Consider the following 15,102-nt stretch of genomic DNA (forward strand, 5'->3'; position numbering starts at 1 on the left):
GTTTTTTAACGAATGCCAGTCGAAACTGGGTGCACTCTTGTGAGATAATAGCCACGACGCGTTCACCGGCGCAGGAATCTGCGTGTAAGGACCTTGGTCGCAATGGCCAAAACCGGGCCATCACGCCCCAGGCCACTTACACGCCGATCCCTGAGCGCGCCGGTTCACGCTCACCATATAAAAAAATCCCCCTGTCATTGGTAGCATGCGTTGCTTACCGACAGGCGGACTTGTAAGAATGAAGCACCGTGATGGACAGTTAAACTAAGGGCGCATAAACGAATTCGATTAACTGTTTTTTCATGGCGATGTTGATACCGGTGATGGGCTGCTCGAGAATCTTTTGATATTCTTCGAGAACATCATAAGGCAGTGGCGTCAGTAAATTGAGATCATCAATCACGTCACTGACGCGGTCGGTGGTGCTGAGATCAACGAAAATGTCGATCTTGTTGAGGCAGTCGATTAATAAGTCTGTCATGCCAGCATCAGGTTTGCCACTTTGATCGGTGACGACAACCTGTAAATGATTGACTGGTGCATGATCGATCTGGACAAATTTTAAAGCCGAATAAATATTCATTGGCACACCTCGTCTTAGCTAGCTAAATAACATTGGAACTCGTTACTCCAATTTTAGGCATTTCGATAAACTTTTACAAGCCAGTTGTATCCTGGCGACAATGGATTCATAATGGGGAAAACAGGGATTATGATACTAAAAGGAGCGGAATATGGAGCTTAATATATCTGCACAGGCAGCAGCTCGGTTGGCGCCGCTATTACGCGCGGATCGGGTCTTGATTTTAGATTTAAATGATGGCATCGGCCCTTATTCGCGGTCGTATCACGATCCAACGCAAGCTAAATTCAGTCTGCTGATATTGCCGCGCCGTAATGTGCCAGATGTATTTGATGCGCACCTTGATTCCCCAGTCGGACCGGTGTTGATTAAGAGTTACACCTGTGGACTTTTTGATACCAAGACCGAGTTGACCGTTAATGGGGATGAATTTACTTTGTTGCGCGGAAAACCGCAACTTAATCCAAAGGTGCCGCTAAAATTCGTCTAGAATGGTCGCTTTCTGTTATGATAGCCCCAGCGATGACAACATGTGATCGTCGTTAGAAGGGGGCATTATCGATGGATCGGACAGCATTAAAAGATCAAGCTAAGGCGGAGTTGAATCCCAATTTCAGCTATTATTTACTTATTAGTTTACCGGCGTTGCTTTTGACAGGGTTGGCGGCAATTGTCCCGTTTCCAACGATTCAAGAAGCACATCACGGTGAATGGCAAATACTGGTAAAAAGTCGCCTCGATACAGTCACAGGTAGTCATATGAATGAATACTTGAATATGTGGCAATCAATTCTCATCTTTGTCTCGCTTTCAGGATTACTCTTGATGATTGGCGTCGGCTTTGCCATGATGGATGGGCTGCGCGGCCGCTCGGATCATCATTTTGGTTGGCGGCAGATGTTCAAAATATTTGAACGAGGCGAGTATTTTCTAGGCAGCCTGCTTATTGGTTTATTGCAGTGGGTGTGGGTCTTTCTGTGGACATTGCTACTCATTGTTCCGGGAATCGTCAAAGCCTTGGCATATTCGCAGGCACAGTGGCTTTATCGTGACGCCATTGATCGTGGGCAACCGATTGGCTATACCGAAGCGATTACCCAAAGCCGGCAGCTGATGGAAGGCTACAAATGGGAATTTTTCGTCTTGATCCTGAGTTTTCTCGGTTGGTGGCTGCTCGAACTGATCACATTTGGCTTGGCGGCTATTTGGGTCATGCCGTATCGAACTATGACCTTTGCGAATTTCTATCTCAAGTTGAAGGACAAACAAGCAGCATAACACAGCATAACTTGGTAAAAGAAAGCGGGATTGATTCTCGGCTTTCTTTTTTGTGAGCGCGAGCCGGCGCGGTTAGGGACTGGAGTGTAAGTGGCCTTGGTCGTGATGGCCCGGTCTTGGCCATTGCGACCAAGGTCCTTACATGCAGGTCCCTGCGTCGGGGAGCGCGTTATAGAAAGTGAGCGTGAGCCGGCGCGATTAGAAGTCGGAGTGTAAGCGGCCTTAAGCGTGATGGCCGGGCTTTGGCCATTGCGCTTAAGGTCCTTACACGCAGACTTTTGCGCCGGGGAGCGCGTTATGGGCGTAAACCAGAATATAAGCGTCCTCAGACGTGATGATCGGGATTTGACCATTGCGACCAAGGTCCTTACACGTAGACTTCTGCGCTGGCGAACGCGTTATGATAAAACAAAATCCCCTAGCTGCCGTGAGTATTGGTATACTGTATGTGGTTTCTAGATGATTGGTAGCCGGACGGGGCCGGTAAGTTAGCGGGCCTGTCCATGACACAACGCAATGATGGAGGGAATCATGATGAAGAGACGTTGGTTACTTGGTATTGCGACCGGATTGATGGCATTGGCGCTGACCGCTTGCAGCAGCGGCGGCAGTTCAGCACCCAAAAGCTCCAAGGGTCCGGTTACCATTACGTTTTGGCATCGCATGACCGGTAATTACAACAAGGCACTAGAAAGTTATATCAAGATTTTCAACAGTAGCCAGAAGCAGTATAAAGTTGTTGCAACTTCGCAAGGCTCTTATGATAATCTGCAAAAGAAATACTTAGCATCGGCCAAATCCAGAACGTTACCGACGATTGGGCAAGTGACGGACACGATTATTCCGGAATACGTTCATGACGGGATGTTGGTCAATATTGATCAGCAGGTGAAGGATCAGTTTTCTTCTGCGGAATTGAAATCAATTTATCCCGGGATCGCCACCAATCTGAAATACCATGGCAGCTATTATCAGATTCCGTTTGCTACTGGCACTCGGATCATGTTTTACAATAAAGACATTTTAGACAAGTATCATCTCAGTGTACCTAAGACTTGGTCAGAACTCGAAAAGATCGGGCAGCAGCTCAAAGGTGACGGTATCACCGGCGTTGCCTTTAATAAGAGCTATGACTTTGAGTTTGAAACGCTGGCTTATGATGCCGGCAACCGCCTGATTACCCCTAAGTATCAGGCCAAGATTGATACGCCGGCCAGCATTAAAGCGATGACGGCGATTACCAGCATGTTGCAAGACAAGACGGCCGTCACCGCTGGGTTGGATAACTACTTTAATGTGCCATTTGTCCAAGGCAAGATCTTCGCCGGCTTCGGTTCCAGTGCCACGATTCAGCAGATTGCAAGTACCGCACCTAAAGACATGCACTGGGGCACCGCGGTTATGCCGAGTTTTGAAGGCAAAGCCAGTTCGGTTCTAGGCAACAACGGCATTTCCGTATTCAAAGGGGCATCGGCAGCACAAGTCAAAGGTGCCGTTAAGTTTATGAAATTCTTGATGAGTAAGAAGATTCAGACGCAATGGGCCAAGGCGAGCGGATACGTGCCAGTTGTTTCGACCGCAACCAAATCAAGTGCTTATCAGGCATATCTGAAGGCCAACCCACCATATCAGGCTGCGATCAAGGCTTATGACGACGCCTTTTCATCAACCCCATTCATTGGCTATAACACCTATCGTAATAACCTTCTGGATGCCGTTGACCAGACCGTTTCCAAGAAGGCGGCACCGAAGACGGTTTTGACTCAGTTACAAAAGCAGGCAGAAACCATTTTGAAAGACAATCGTTAACGAACCGATAGAAAGTAGGCCATGTCCATGACGACATTCAAACGGATATTAAAACGCACCCTGATTTATACGCTGCTGGTCTTGGGCCTAGCCGTACTGATGACGTTTGGCTATGTCGGCTATCAAGACGTTACGGCTGGAAAAGGGTACCTGGCGCTGCGTTATCTTGTTTTGACGGCAGAGTCAGTCGTGGGCGGCTTTTTCCTATTTTTAATCGTTGTCAGTTTAGACACATGGCGAGAACATCGGGAAAAGAAGCGTGAGCAGGCAGCTTCAAAAGCAAATAAGCCGGTCAAACGGTGAATCTGTCACGGTTATACTTGAATACTAACCGGCACCAAAAACGCGACCCTCGGAAATTCAGGGTCGCGTTTTTGTATGCTTTTTTCAACTAAGAACCGCACGCACTTGAATCATCATACCCGATTCAAATAACGCTTCAGGAATTCCTTGGTGGCTTGTTGTTGCGGATTGCCGAAGATTTGATCCGGTGTGCCGGATTCGGCAATGACGCCATTATTCATGAAGACGACACGATCGGAAACTTCGCGCGCGAAGGCCATTTCGTGGGTCACGATGATCATCGTCAGTCCGGTATGCGCCAAGGCCGTCATGGTGTTTAACACATCATCGACCATTTCCGGATCAAGCGCACTGGTTGGCTCATCAAACAAGAGGACTTCAGGATCCATCGCCTCGGCTCGCGCAATCGCCACCCGTTGTTCCTGCCCGCCGGAAAGCTGATCCGGTTTAGCAGCAACAAACGGGTCCATGCCGACTTGTTTCAACAATTCCAAGGCATGTGTCTTGGCGGCAGCAGCATCACGCTTCAAAACGGTTTGTTGCGGCACCATGACATTTTGCAAGACGGTCATGTTGTTGAACAGGTTGAAACTCTGAAACACCATCCCAACCTTGGCACGATAGGTACTCAGCTTGACATCATCGCCTAGAATGCTCTTGCCATGAAAAAGAATGTCGCCGCCAGTAGGAGTTTCCAAAAGATTAATGTTCCGCAGCAGCGTTGATTTACCTGACCCGCTACGACCAATAATGGAAACGACTTCGCCTGCTTGAACATCGAGATTGATATCGGTTAGAACTTCATGGTTACCAAAAGCCTTTTTAAGGTTCTTGACTTGGATTAAAGGTTCGTTTGCCATCAGTTAGTCCTCCTTTGCCGTGCTGATCTTGGGTGTTTCGACCTGCATTTGATTGTTCATCACATTGTAATCTTTTGGACCATCGAGATGCTTTTCGATGAGACGGAATAATCGGCTGATGGTGAAGGTCATGATGAGGTAGATGCCACTCACAATCAGATACGTGTGGAAGAACTGGAAGCTTTGTCCGGCAATCGTTTCGCCGCTGAAGAACAGTTCGGAAACCGAGATGACGGATAACACTGAAGTATCCTTAATGTTAACGATAAATTCGTTGGTGACCGCGGGCAGAGAGTTGCGTACCGCTTGCGGTAGAATGACTTTCATCATGGTTTGCAGATGCGTCATGCCAAGCGCATTGGCTGCTTCAAACTGACCTTCATCAACGGAAATAATACCGCCACGGATAATTTCGGAAATATACGCACCCGTGTTAATCGAAACAATCAATAACGCCGCGGTTGTCCGATCCATGTTCAGATGCCAGGCTTGAGCCGCACCATAGTACAAAACCGCTGCCTGAACGATCATTGGCGTACCACGGAAGACTTCAATATAAACGGACAGCAGCCAGTTGATCACGGCCCGTAACCCACGCTGACCCAATTTCTTTGGCTTTGGCGTGGTTCGAATAATACCGACCAGCAAACCGATGATAAAGCCAACAAGTGTCCCGACCAAAGAAATCAGCAGCGTCATGCCGGTGCCGCGCAATAGCATGGGACCATACTGTTTCATAATCGCCATGAACCAGTTACCGCTTTTTTCGGTTGACGGCTGATTATCAACGGCTTCGTTCATCAACCGTGCCCGTTCTTTTGTAGAGATCGTAGCAAGCAACTCATTAATCTTGGCCTTATTAGGATCATTTTTCCGCAGGCCGATCGCTAAGTTAGTATCACTGGCATCGGTTTTAAATCCCTGACCCTTGGCAAAGTGGATATACATCAGATTCGGATTAGCACGTTCGGCCGTAATCCCTTCTGGCACTTCGGAAACATAGCCATCAATCGTGCCGGATTCCAAGGCCACACGCATGGCTGGAAAATCGTTCATCGCCGGTTCTTTGACAACGCCTTTGATTTGATTAATCGCCTGATAGTGATAGGTGCTCAGTTGGGCAGTAATCTTGGCGCCTTTGAAATCGGCAATACTTTTGGCTTTGGCATATTTACTATCTTTGCGAACGACCATCGTCAGGTTGGAAATATAGTACGGATTACTGAAATCGATGGTTTTGCGACGATCTGGCGTTGGCGACATGCCGGCAATAATGGCATCGATTTTGCCAGAAGTTAATGCAGGCGGCAGACCATCCCATGATGTTTTGACCACCACAACCTTCTTGTGCAACGCCTTGGCAACTTTGCGGGCAATTTGAACATCGTACCCGTTTGCGTATTCTTGGCTGCCTTGAATCTTAACCGCATTGTTGGCACTCGTTGTTTGCGTCCAGTTGAACGGTGCATAGCCGGCCTCCATTCCGACTTTAAACGTGTTGTCATCGCTGGCAGCACTGACAGGTGTTGCGGCAAAACTGCCAAGCAGGAGGCTCAATGCGAACCCTAGCACGCCTAAACGCGCAACCCAATGTTTTCTCATAAGTGACATTTCTCCCTTCTTGTAGTGGGAAATAGAGCTGGAACCAAAAAATCGACCTTTATTGATACCGCAATAAAGGTCGATTCCATCGATTTTAGTCATGAACCAGAATCATAGCGCCCCGAAGCAACCAGCTTCGACAGTCCATGGGTTATGCGCCCATGGCCCAATGCGAATCGTCCGAATACGATCCAACATTTCGGCGGCGGCACTTACGACTGGTTCAACATGACTCGGCACTCCCCAGTTTTCGTTGCCCACCGCAACCTCTATTTCTTGGTGGTGTATTTAAATGTCAAAAACGAGTGTAGCGGAACGGGGGCGGAATGTCAATTTTTGTGGAGTAATCGTAATCGCTAACTTGGTTTTTGTGCGATCAGAAGTTTATTTAAGAAAAGTTTGGACAAAAAGAAGTCTCCGCAGTAGAATTAAATCGAACATGTGTTCGGTTTAATTCGATGACAGACGTGTCACCTTAAAATTTGTAAAAGAGATTTTTAAAATGGCAGATGAAGCGGTACTGGCCGTTCAAAAATGGCTTAATAAGACATATAGCGGTGTTTCTGGCTTCACGACAGCGCCCGAGAACGGACAAACTGGATGGCCCACTATTTATAGTTTGCGGATGGGTTTACAACATGAAATTGGTATTAGCGCTATTGGTGAAGGATTTGGCGATGCAACCAAGACAGCATTAGCTTCGGTGGTAGGCAGTTTGAAGCCCGGTTATAAGGGCAATATCGCCCAGCTCATTCAAGGCGCCTTCTGGTGTAAAGGCATCAATCCTGGTAGCGACTTTAATCAGGACTTTTCTGATGCAACAGAGCAAGCTTTCAAAACACTACGCGGGTATTACCGCAAATGGTGTAGTTACAGTTAATCTTTTGGCGGCGTTGTTCGATATGGCTGCATTTACCTTGGTTACTGGGGGATCGGAGAAGGTTCGGTCAATGCAGCAATATCTTAATGGACGGTTCAGTAATATCATTGGCATTCTACCTTGCGATGGCATCTATCAACGTGACACTAACACAGCTTTGATTTATGCATTGCAAAGAGCTGAAGGGATGGCTGCTGATGTTGCAAATGGTATCTATGGGCAGAAGACAATTGACAATTGCCCTGTTTTATCTGAGGGATCAACAGATACTGACGCCGTTCGCATCCTACAATACGGTCTGTTAGTAAATGGTTTCACAGACATTCCGACTAATGGCCAATTCACCAGTGCAGTTGGCGATGCAGTGGCTGCCTTTAGCACAATGATGAACCTGGAACCAACCACAGGGAGAATCGCTGGTAATCGGGTTATTAAGGGGCTATTAACTAGCAATGGTGATACAACACGCGATTCAATCGCTTGTGACACATCTAAGCAACTGACGAGTTCTGATGTTGCATTGTTACGTAAATATGGTTTCAGCATTGTCGGGCGATATCTAACGGGGTCAGTAGGGAATGCTTTTACTCCTAAGAATTTGACTGCGTCTGAGATTAAATCAATTACCGATGGCGGCATGAGCATTTTTCCAATCTATCAAGATGGCGGCGCCGACATTAAATATTTCACCGAAACTCAAGGTGTGCTTGATGCAATGACGGCTGCTTCAACTGCACGAGTTCTTGGCTTTCCTAATAGCACTATTATCTACTTTGCTTGTGATGTTGACATTCTGGAAGGCGATATTGAGGCAACTGTGGTCGCTTATATGCGGGGTGTCAATTCAGGGCTTGCTAAATCAGGCTTTCGTGCTGGAATCTATGGCACGCGAAATGTTTGTGCACATGTCTTAAAAGCGGGATACGCGGTGCGCTGTTTCGTATCCGATATGTCAACGGGTTATTCAGGTAATTTAGGTTATGCAATGCCGTTGAACTGGAGCTTCGATCAATTTATTGAGTACAGCATTGGTGACATTCCAATTGATCAGGTTGCAACGGACGTCAAAATTAGTGACCCAGGCACGAAGACATTCACACCTGGTACTTTACCAGAATCAGCAAAAGTAGTTGTTGCTAATGACTTGATGAATGGCTTGATTGACGATTTGGTAAATTTCTCAGCAAGCAAAGAATACACGTTTCCAATGCCGATCCCAGGCGTAATCGCCACTTGGTCAGTAGATTTCACGGCTGGGAACGGCCCTATTGGTATTAAAGATGGCAAACTAGATAGTGTAGCATTGCAGAAAAAATTTGAGTCGAATTTTGGAAACATCAAAGATGCAACCAGTTATCAAGCTGTAATTGATCAGTCGAAGGTAATGCAAGTGGGGGCAAAGATTTCGCAAGGGTCAATCGATTACTCAATTAAAACAGACCAAATTGGGACAATCGAGTTAAATATCACCGTAAACGTTATCAAAGCTAAAAAGCTTTCAAATGTTGATGTGAATATTGCGGTTAACTGGAAGATTAAATTTCTGCCTATCTATTGGCAGAATCATCCTGAGGTTAAGGTCGCCGAGCGTCCAGTGTTTTCAACAGGTTTTTCCTTAGATTTAGCTGGAAATATGGGAACAAACTATCTTTCGGCGGCAACAAGTTTGGTCGCGACAGCGGTGATTGTTGGCGGGGCGCTTATTTTAGTGTTTGCCTAACAAAAGATAGGTTGGTGTGATACGGGAAGTTGAAAGAGGAGAAGAATTTACTGAATTGAAAAACATGAAAATGCAAAAAAGCATTGCTAGTAGAAATAATAATCCGACTATGTTGGCCTGATTTCGGCGGATGCTTGCACTTGGTTTAGCAGAATCAAAGAAGTCACAAAATTTTAGTTTGTATTTCTGTTGATGATACGCCTTAATTTGGCGTATCATTTTTTGCTGATCAGTTAGTTGGGCTAGGATCAAACTGATGATTCCGATTAACATGAAACAAATGGTAATGGCAATTAAGCCTAGATTAATTTGGTTTGAGAAATCATTCAGGTTTTTGAAAAAGAGAAATAAGCCAATAAAATAGCAACCAATCCCTATAAACGTGGTGAATTTAAACGCTTGTGATAAGCGGGCAATTTGATCATCTTCGGTTTCTAGGAATCTATACGGATTATGGAGGGGATCACCAAATACTTTCGTCAATAGTCTGTCATGGAGCTTAAACTTGTGCCGGATAAAGAGTGAATAAAAGGCACAGCAAAAGCTTGCGATGAGAAACAGTATGGCATAAATAACCCAACTATATAGTGAAAACATAGAAACGTCACTACCTTTCGAGCGATATCAAAAAATAACGGGAAGCAATTTTCTGATGGTAACAAAGTCTGCTTTTACCATTCAAAGAGTCTTTTGGAGTATGTCAATTGTCAGCATCTGTAACTTTAATGAAGACAATGATTTAAAATTAAGAACGTCAGGGAAGCTTAAAGGCCGAACCAAAATCAAGAGAATACACCAGGCGGACAGTGTCAGGAATAATATTGATCTAAACTAATACTGTGAAGAAATCCTCTAGAAATGTCTAAATAACAAGAATAGATTGCCATACTCAAAGGAAGTTTGACAGTTCGTAGCAGTGAACTCAATTCACCGTGAAAAAATTACCCAACATTTTGGTGGATAGTTTTAACGGGATAGAGGCTGCGTTAGATCAATAAAGAGGCAGAAAAAGGAAACTATCAAGAGGGCCGAACTGGTCATTCCCAGAGTAAACAGTCTCATGCTAATCAAAGGCTGTTTTGATCCGAAAAAATCCTTAACCGGAGCAGTTAGTGACCCTTTCGCTTTAAGATGTTGGTATTCCATAATTTGGAGTATCAACTTCTTTTTGCTAGTCGATTGAAGAAGAATATCAAATACCAACGTTAAAGACACAGCACATAAGGCGAAGGGAGCGGTTCTTATTAAAGGATGCCTGTTAAAGAGTTCCCAAAAAATTGAAAGCAAGAAGGCCAAACTAATGAAGTAACCGAGTCCAATAATAACCAGCATCATTCTTTGCAAATACGCCAATTTGCCTATTTTAGAATTATTTTGTTCTCTGAATCGAAAATAACCATCATCGGAACTTTTGAAAGCCTTTTTTATACTAATAGGATTAATCCTAAACTTTTTCCTTAAGTATCCAGAATAAACTGAAAGACAGATACTGAGAAATAGGGGGAAAATCGCCATTATTAACCAATTTACTGAAAAGGACAAGAGCATATCACTCGCTTTCAAGTTGGTCCTCGAGAAGACAGGGGTGCGGAAGCAACACTAGCATGCAGTGGTGTTGTTGTCGATCATAACACATCGTCACTCAATACAAGTACTAAGCCAGAAAAAGTAAGTGTAAATGCAGAGTTAATGAAGGTTAGGGATTGCTAGAAGCATAACAGTCGCAAAAATAGCGCTCTATAGACAAACTAGGTTGATAATGCTTAGGCTAAGGATACGAAAACCGACAGACGGCGCTTGACTGTCAAAAAAACTTTGAATCGGCATCGCGAAGGTTACCTTATTTTTTATTTGTTGATAGTGCTTTATCTGTAATGTCATTTTTTTCTGAGCGATGACGTTAAAAAGAATCCCTAGTCCAACAGCAAAGGAACTCACAATGATGATTGACCAAGGATTATCAATTGAATTATTGGAAATGACATCTGTGATGGTCATAATTAAAAGAACGAATGTAGCAATATCGGTAATTACAAAAAGAAGCAGCGTCACCTTTGACCAAGTTATTAACTGGCGTATCTTAGAATTGCTTTGTTTTCCAAATTGAAAGGGATTAGTTGGTGAATTACTAAAGGCCTTTTTCAGACTGTACGGATTGTAGTGAAACTTACGACGCAAATAAAACGTATAAACGGAAAGACTCCCACTTCCTAAGAGTAGCAACCAGATAAACGGAAACCAGTTTTCTACAAGGCCCAAAATTATCACACCCCTCTACGCGATTTCTTAATGTAAATGAGCACAAGTTGTTGATAAAGTGAATAACGGTGGTGCTAATCATAGCACGTATAGCGCTAGTTAGAATGTTAGAGGCGAAGTATTTTAACTTTTCTCTATACATGAAGGTGACAGCTGGCAAGGCTGAGACATTGTTAACCGATAATTAAAAGTTCAAGTTGGCAGAGTTAAGGTGCTTTATGACAATGCTATAGCTTCTGCTAAAGCCATGACGCATCGCTGCGAAGCTTAACCAACATTTGAAGAGTCATAGTCAGAGTTTAAGTCTGGGCAGCAATCGCTTTTACATATATGCGACTAAGAGCCTGAGCGAAAGTAGTAAAAAAGTTCCCAACGCTGAAGCAAAAGCTTGTACGAGCCACCTCTTTTTGGACTTAAAAAGGCTTACCAAGGTTCCTTTCTTTGCATAGGAGATAGCTGCAACTATATTAGCAACAAAGACCACGATGCACATAAAGATAATTGCGGAAAAAGTCCATAATATTTCACCGGTGATGAACAAGCTCATAAAAGCGCTATACGGGCCGGCTAATAGACAAGTCTTTATGAAACAGTATGCCAAGGGACGCATCTTGAGGGCGGGGTTTCTGGTGCTTAAAAAAGAAATCCAGGTTTGCGATTCTCTCATGGCTATTCTCCTTCGTTTTATTGATGTAAACGGTGTCATACTTGATTAAAACATATCATCAGGAAGATACAAGCAAAAAGATATTTTAAAAAATGGCAAAACGTGTTAAATTTGTTTAATAAAGTTCTCATAAAAGGGTCGGGTGCTGATGACGGAGGAAGCTATCAAAATCGGGGCCTATTTACGTACTTTGCGTCTCGAGGAAAATGATTCATTAGAAGAAATAGCGGCTGGGATCACAACGGCCGCTACTTTGTCACGGTTTGAACGCGGCGAGACACAGCTTAGTGCCGCTGTGGTTTTGAAACTGTTGACTCGATTTGACCAAGACGTGGCCTCGATTCAGCAAGGGTATCGGGCGCTCAATCAGGAGAACTTTTTTCAAGAAGTGGAACGGGCAACGGTAGCAGGTAAGTCGGCGTTGCAGGCGTTGGCGCAGAAGCAGTACCAGCTTTGGCGGCAAACGGGATTTGTCTTTTATCGCCTGAATCAGATTAATATTTTAGCCCATAATGAATTTTCCGATCCGAGCTTTCAGACCACTATGAAGATGAAGCATGATGTGATCAAGTATCTAAAACGGATTCGGCATTGGGGCTTGTATGAACTGGATCTTTTTGCGGCTACCTTGATGCTTTATGACAGTGAGCAGTTGGTTAATTTGGTGACCGGAATGGTTCTGGACTTGCCTGATACTAAAAGTCATCCGGTGCGGGATCAGTATTTGTGGGCTATTTTGACAAATAGCATTGCCTTGTTGATTCATCGCCGTGAGTTTGCGGATGCGACCCGTCTATGGCATATTGCGATGAACTTGGCAATACCGCCGGACGATCTTTATTCGCGGTTGATGCTGCGTTACCAGCATCAACTGCTGATGTATCATCGAGGTCAGCATCGGGCAGCCAAAGCCGAGATCGAAAAGTTGTTGGCGACATTGGCGTTATTAGATTCTCCTTTTTTCGCGCAATTGTTGACCAAAAGTTGGCAGCGGTTTCTTGAAGAGGAGGTGCGTTCAAGTTGACAATTGGCAAACAGTTTAAGTTGATGCGCAAAGAACGCAAACTTACGCTAAAAGAGGCTGCGGGCGATATTTTATCGGTATCGAGTCTGTCAAAATTTGAAAATGGAACGTCTCAGTTAGCTGCCGATCGATTTTTCCTGTTGCTGGATCGGTTGAACTTGGATTGGGATACCTTTACCCAGCCACAGTCCGATAATAAGCGACCGTTTTTGCACCGTTATTTAGTAGCCGTTCGCCACGGGGATGTGCAGACGCTGGCCGGAATCTTGCGGCAATTGCCATTAGCGAACACGAATCAGCGGCTACTTTTGCACCTGACTCTGCACAACCTGGCACCGGAGCGATTTTCGATTCTGGCTCGTGAACAAATGCAGGCACAGACGTTATTGTTAAAAACGGCGGCCTGGTCATTGTTACTACGCTTGATTGCTCTGCAGCTAGCTGCGGTGGTTCCTTTAAGTGATTTAGCGCAGTTGACGCATGCATTTTCGGTTCAGGTGCAAAGCCCGAATACCCCGCAAGATCACTTGAATCTGGCTAACCGGACTTTTTTGACCGCAACGCTGCGTTATATTGACGCGGGACGGCGAAAAGAAGCACAACAGACACTGGCCTTCATTAGACAGGCAACGGTTGGTGATTTAGGGGTTGAATTTCAGATTGCGTGCACCAAACGCTTATTGATGATTGATGCCCCTGATCGCCGAGTTTCGCTGCGCGGCCAACAGGAACTTGACGCGTTAATTGCCATGCTGCAGAAGATTGCAACGCCGGAATGGACGTCATCCTGGCTGCCGGCGCTGGAAGCACTGGCAGAAGCAAAACGCTGTGGCAAGGATGCTTAAAGCTGCGTTATGAAACAGTGTTTAGATCAAGCGTGACGTGTCAGTATTAAAGTGAGTGTTTACAGTTGAAAAGGACGTACTGCCGAGAGGATGGCGAGTGCGTCCTTTTTGGTGTGATATTGTGTTCCACGTGAAACGTCGCCAAGGAAGCTGGGCTTTTTGGCTGTTAACCACTGCTCACAGAAAAAGAGCGCTACTTTCAGGATCCGCAATGTTTTGATGAATAAATTTTAATAAATAACGCAACCATCGTTCCTGCCGCGGTTGATCCAAAATGTGTTCCAAACTAATGGCTTGCTGGCACAACTCAAAGCCGGCAGCTGTTTGGCCGGCGACGGCTTGATACCAGCCGCGAAGGAATAAAAGCAGTGCCGAATTGGCTAGATCATTGGCGTCATACAAAAGCCGTTCTGCAGTGGTAAGTGCTTTTTTGGCATCCGGCAGCTGGCGGGCATTGATGAAGACCGTAAAGGCGGAAAAGAGGGTTTTGACACGCAAGGTTCCGATTTGATTGAACGCACGATATTTTTCGGAGCGCTTGATCGCCAGCGGTAAAAGATTATGGATCGTCTCAACTGGCAAAGCGACCATCAGATGTCGAAACCAATACAGTTCAAAATAATTCCAGACTTCGACCGTGTACAGGTAGCTAACAACTGGTTTGGCAAGCGCCTGCAACTGGGTCATCGCATCTTCAACATTTGTAAATGGCGATGGCTGTTCAGGCGGCTTAACCCGATCAATCATGGTCAAGCGAAAAATTCGAATGGTGATAAATTCGAACTGGGTTTGGCGATTGTGATCCTGAGCGTAACGTTGCTGCCAGATTTTCTCTTGCTTAAGTAAATAGCGATAGTCGGCCAATGTTGGTTCTTCAGAGCTAAAGCGATCCTGAAAAGCAAGTACCGCTTCAAAATCGCGATGAATCAACATGTTGTAAGTGAACTCCGAATCCTTGAGCGGCGGGACAATTCCGGCTTGAAGATCGCGAATGAAAAGAAACTCCTCCACTGACATATTGATACGGAAAAGCAGGTGGCTGAGCCGGGAAAAGCTGATATTGGATTTGCCTTGTTCAAATTTACTAATAAACGCAGTGGAATTCTGCTCGTCTGCTACTTGTGCCAAGGTTTGGTGGTGATTAAGCCGCAATTGGCGAAAAACGGCGCCATCGGTTGGATCGATTTTTTCTACCATAGTGGAATTTCACCTCGGTGTTATTCTAGACTACCTACACTCAAAGTACAAACAAGTTCATCACGCAGTACAAAA

Annotated in this window: 14 protein-coding genes and 1 riboswitch; of the genes, 8 read left to right on the forward strand and 6 right to left on the reverse strand. The window is 45.1% G+C overall.

Features of this window, described 5'->3' with window-relative positions; all coding sequences use genetic code 11:
- Positions 1-259 precede the first annotated feature (259 nt).
- Positions 260-583 carry a hypothetical protein gene (locus ACWP87_RS04465; RefSeq protein ID WP_005687889.1) on the reverse strand — a complete coding sequence of 108 codons (324 nt, stop codon included), beginning with the start codon at positions 581-583 and terminating at the stop codon, positions 260-262.
- A gap of 151 nt (positions 584-734) precedes the next feature.
- Here ACWP87_RS04465 and ACWP87_RS04470 point away from each other — a divergent pair, with 151 nt between their 5' ends.
- The 4 genes from ACWP87_RS04470 to ACWP87_RS04485 all read left to right on the forward strand — a co-directional run bounded on the left by ACWP87_RS04470 (position 735) and on the right by ACWP87_RS04485 (position 3,973).
- Positions 735-1,073, forward strand: a complete 339-nt coding sequence (locus tag ACWP87_RS04470) for an iron-sulfur cluster biosynthesis family protein (RefSeq protein WP_005687888.1) — start codon at positions 735-737, stop codon at positions 1,071-1,073.
- A gap of 71 nt (positions 1,074-1,144) precedes the next feature.
- The gene (locus ACWP87_RS04475) at positions 1,145-1,861 is read left to right on the forward strand and encodes a DUF975 family protein (RefSeq protein ID WP_005687887.1); all 717 of its coding nucleotides are present in this window, start codon (positions 1,145-1,147) and stop codon (positions 1,859-1,861) included.
- A 531-nt stretch (positions 1,862-2,392) separates the two neighbouring features.
- On the forward strand, positions 2,393-3,670 hold the full coding sequence (locus tag ACWP87_RS04480; RefSeq protein WP_014570210.1) for an ABC transporter substrate-binding protein: 1,278 nt from the start codon (positions 2,393-2,395) through the stop codon (positions 3,668-3,670).
- Positions 3,671-3,697: 27 nt separating this feature from the next.
- Positions 3,698-3,973 (forward strand): hypothetical protein, encoded by a 276-nt coding sequence (locus ACWP87_RS04485; RefSeq protein WP_005687885.1) that lies wholly within the window; start codon positions 3,698-3,700, stop codon positions 3,971-3,973.
- A gap of 113 nt (positions 3,974-4,086) precedes the next feature.
- Here the strand turns inward: ACWP87_RS04485 and ACWP87_RS04490 are convergent, their stop codons facing one another.
- Together ACWP87_RS04490 and ACWP87_RS04495 are read right to left on the reverse strand one after the other, a co-directional pair.
- A complete protein-coding gene (locus tag ACWP87_RS04490) occupies positions 4,087-4,833 on the reverse strand; it encodes an amino acid ABC transporter ATP-binding protein (RefSeq protein WP_005685051.1) in 747 nt (248 codons plus the stop codon).
- Positions 4,834-4,836: 3 nt separating this feature from the next.
- Positions 4,837-6,444, reverse strand: coding sequence for an ABC transporter permease subunit (locus ACWP87_RS04495; protein ID WP_014570209.1), 1,608 nt, complete (start codon positions 6,442-6,444; stop codon positions 4,837-4,839).
- A gap of 97 nt (positions 6,445-6,541) precedes the next feature.
- Positions 6,542-6,715, reverse strand: a riboswitch (Lysine riboswitch).
- A 222-nt stretch (positions 6,716-6,937) separates the two neighbouring features.
- Here ACWP87_RS04495 and ACWP87_RS04500 point away from each other — a divergent pair.
- The gene (locus ACWP87_RS04500; RefSeq protein WP_014570207.1) at positions 6,938-7,315 is read left to right on the forward strand and encodes a hypothetical protein; all 378 of its coding nucleotides are present in this window, start codon (positions 6,938-6,940) and stop codon (positions 7,313-7,315) included.
- Between the two features lie 22 nt (positions 7,316-7,337).
- Positions 7,338-9,035 (forward strand): glycoside hydrolase domain-containing protein, encoded by a 1,698-nt coding sequence (locus ACWP87_RS04505; RefSeq protein WP_014570206.1) that lies wholly within the window; start codon positions 7,338-7,340, stop codon positions 9,033-9,035.
- Here the strand turns inward: ACWP87_RS04505 and ACWP87_RS04510 are convergent.
- The gene (locus ACWP87_RS04510) at positions 9,021-9,632 is read right to left on the reverse strand and encodes a hypothetical protein (protein WP_005685046.1); all 612 of its coding nucleotides are present in this window, start codon (positions 9,630-9,632) and stop codon (positions 9,021-9,023) included. The genes ACWP87_RS04505 and ACWP87_RS04510 overlap by 15 nt on opposite strands.
- 1,140 nt (positions 9,633-10,772) lie before the next feature.
- Positions 10,773-11,294, reverse strand: coding sequence for a hypothetical protein (locus tag ACWP87_RS04515; protein ID WP_005685042.1), 522 nt, complete (start codon positions 11,292-11,294; stop codon positions 10,773-10,775).
- An 815-nt stretch (positions 11,295-12,109) separates the two neighbouring features.
- Here ACWP87_RS04515 and ACWP87_RS04520 point away from each other — a divergent pair.
- Positions 12,110-12,985, forward strand: coding sequence for a helix-turn-helix domain-containing protein (locus ACWP87_RS04520; RefSeq protein ID WP_005685040.1), 876 nt, complete (start codon positions 12,110-12,112; stop codon positions 12,983-12,985).
- A complete protein-coding gene (locus ACWP87_RS04525; RefSeq protein ID WP_005685039.1) occupies positions 12,982-13,830 on the forward strand; it encodes a helix-turn-helix domain-containing protein in 849 nt (282 codons plus the stop codon). The genes ACWP87_RS04520 and ACWP87_RS04525 overlap by 4 nt, the downstream gene beginning before the upstream one ends.
- Positions 13,831-14,007: 177 nt before the next feature.
- Here ACWP87_RS04525 and ACWP87_RS04530 read toward each other — a convergent pair whose 3' ends face one another.
- Positions 14,008-15,027: an Rgg/GadR/MutR family transcriptional regulator gene (locus tag ACWP87_RS04530; protein ID WP_005685038.1), complete on the reverse strand. Its 1,020-nt coding sequence runs from the start codon at positions 15,025-15,027 to the stop codon at positions 14,008-14,010.
- Between the last annotated feature and the right edge of the window lie 75 nt (positions 15,028-15,102).

The organism is Lacticaseibacillus sp. 22 (genome assembly GCF_055413445.1).

Excerpts from the sequence above, each read along its gene's own strand:
- ACWP87_RS04495 (WP_014570209.1), bottom strand. The coding sequence starts at position 6,444 with ATGTCACTTATGAGAAAACATTGGGTTGCGCGTTTAGGCGTGCTAGGG.
- ACWP87_RS04505 (WP_014570206.1), top strand. The coding sequence starts at position 7,338 with ATGGCTGCATTTACCTTGGTTACTGGGGGATCGGAGAAGGTTCGGTCA.
- ACWP87_RS04520 (WP_005685040.1), top strand. The coding sequence starts at position 12,110 with ATGACGGAGGAAGCTATCAAAATCGGGGCCTATTTACGTACTTTGCGT.
- ACWP87_RS04485 (WP_005687885.1), top strand. The coding sequence starts at position 3,698 with ATGACGACATTCAAACGGATATTAAAACGCACCCTGATTTATACGCTG.
- ACWP87_RS04480 (WP_014570210.1), top strand. The coding sequence starts at position 2,393 with ATGATGAAGAGACGTTGGTTACTTGGTATTGCGACCGGATTGATGGCA.
- ACWP87_RS04530 (WP_005685038.1), bottom strand. The coding sequence starts at position 15,027 with ATGGTAGAAAAAATCGATCCAACCGATGGCGCCGTTTTTCGCCAATTG.
- ACWP87_RS04465 (WP_005687889.1), bottom strand. The coding sequence starts at position 583 with ATGAATATTTATTCGGCTTTAAAATTTGTCCAGATCGATCATGCACCA.
- ACWP87_RS04510 (WP_005685046.1), bottom strand. The coding sequence starts at position 9,632 with ATGTTTTCACTATATAGTTGGGTTATTTATGCCATACTGTTTCTCATC.
- ACWP87_RS04475 (WP_005687887.1), top strand. The coding sequence starts at position 1,145 with ATGGATCGGACAGCATTAAAAGATCAAGCTAAGGCGGAGTTGAATCCC.
- ACWP87_RS04470 (WP_005687888.1), top strand. The coding sequence starts at position 735 with ATGGAGCTTAATATATCTGCACAGGCAGCAGCTCGGTTGGCGCCGCTA.
- ACWP87_RS04490 (WP_005685051.1), bottom strand. The coding sequence starts at position 4,833 with ATGGCAAACGAACCTTTAATCCAAGTCAAGAACCTTAAAAAGGCTTTT.
- ACWP87_RS04500 (WP_014570207.1), top strand. The coding sequence starts at position 6,938 with ATGGCAGATGAAGCGGTACTGGCCGTTCAAAAATGGCTTAATAAGACA.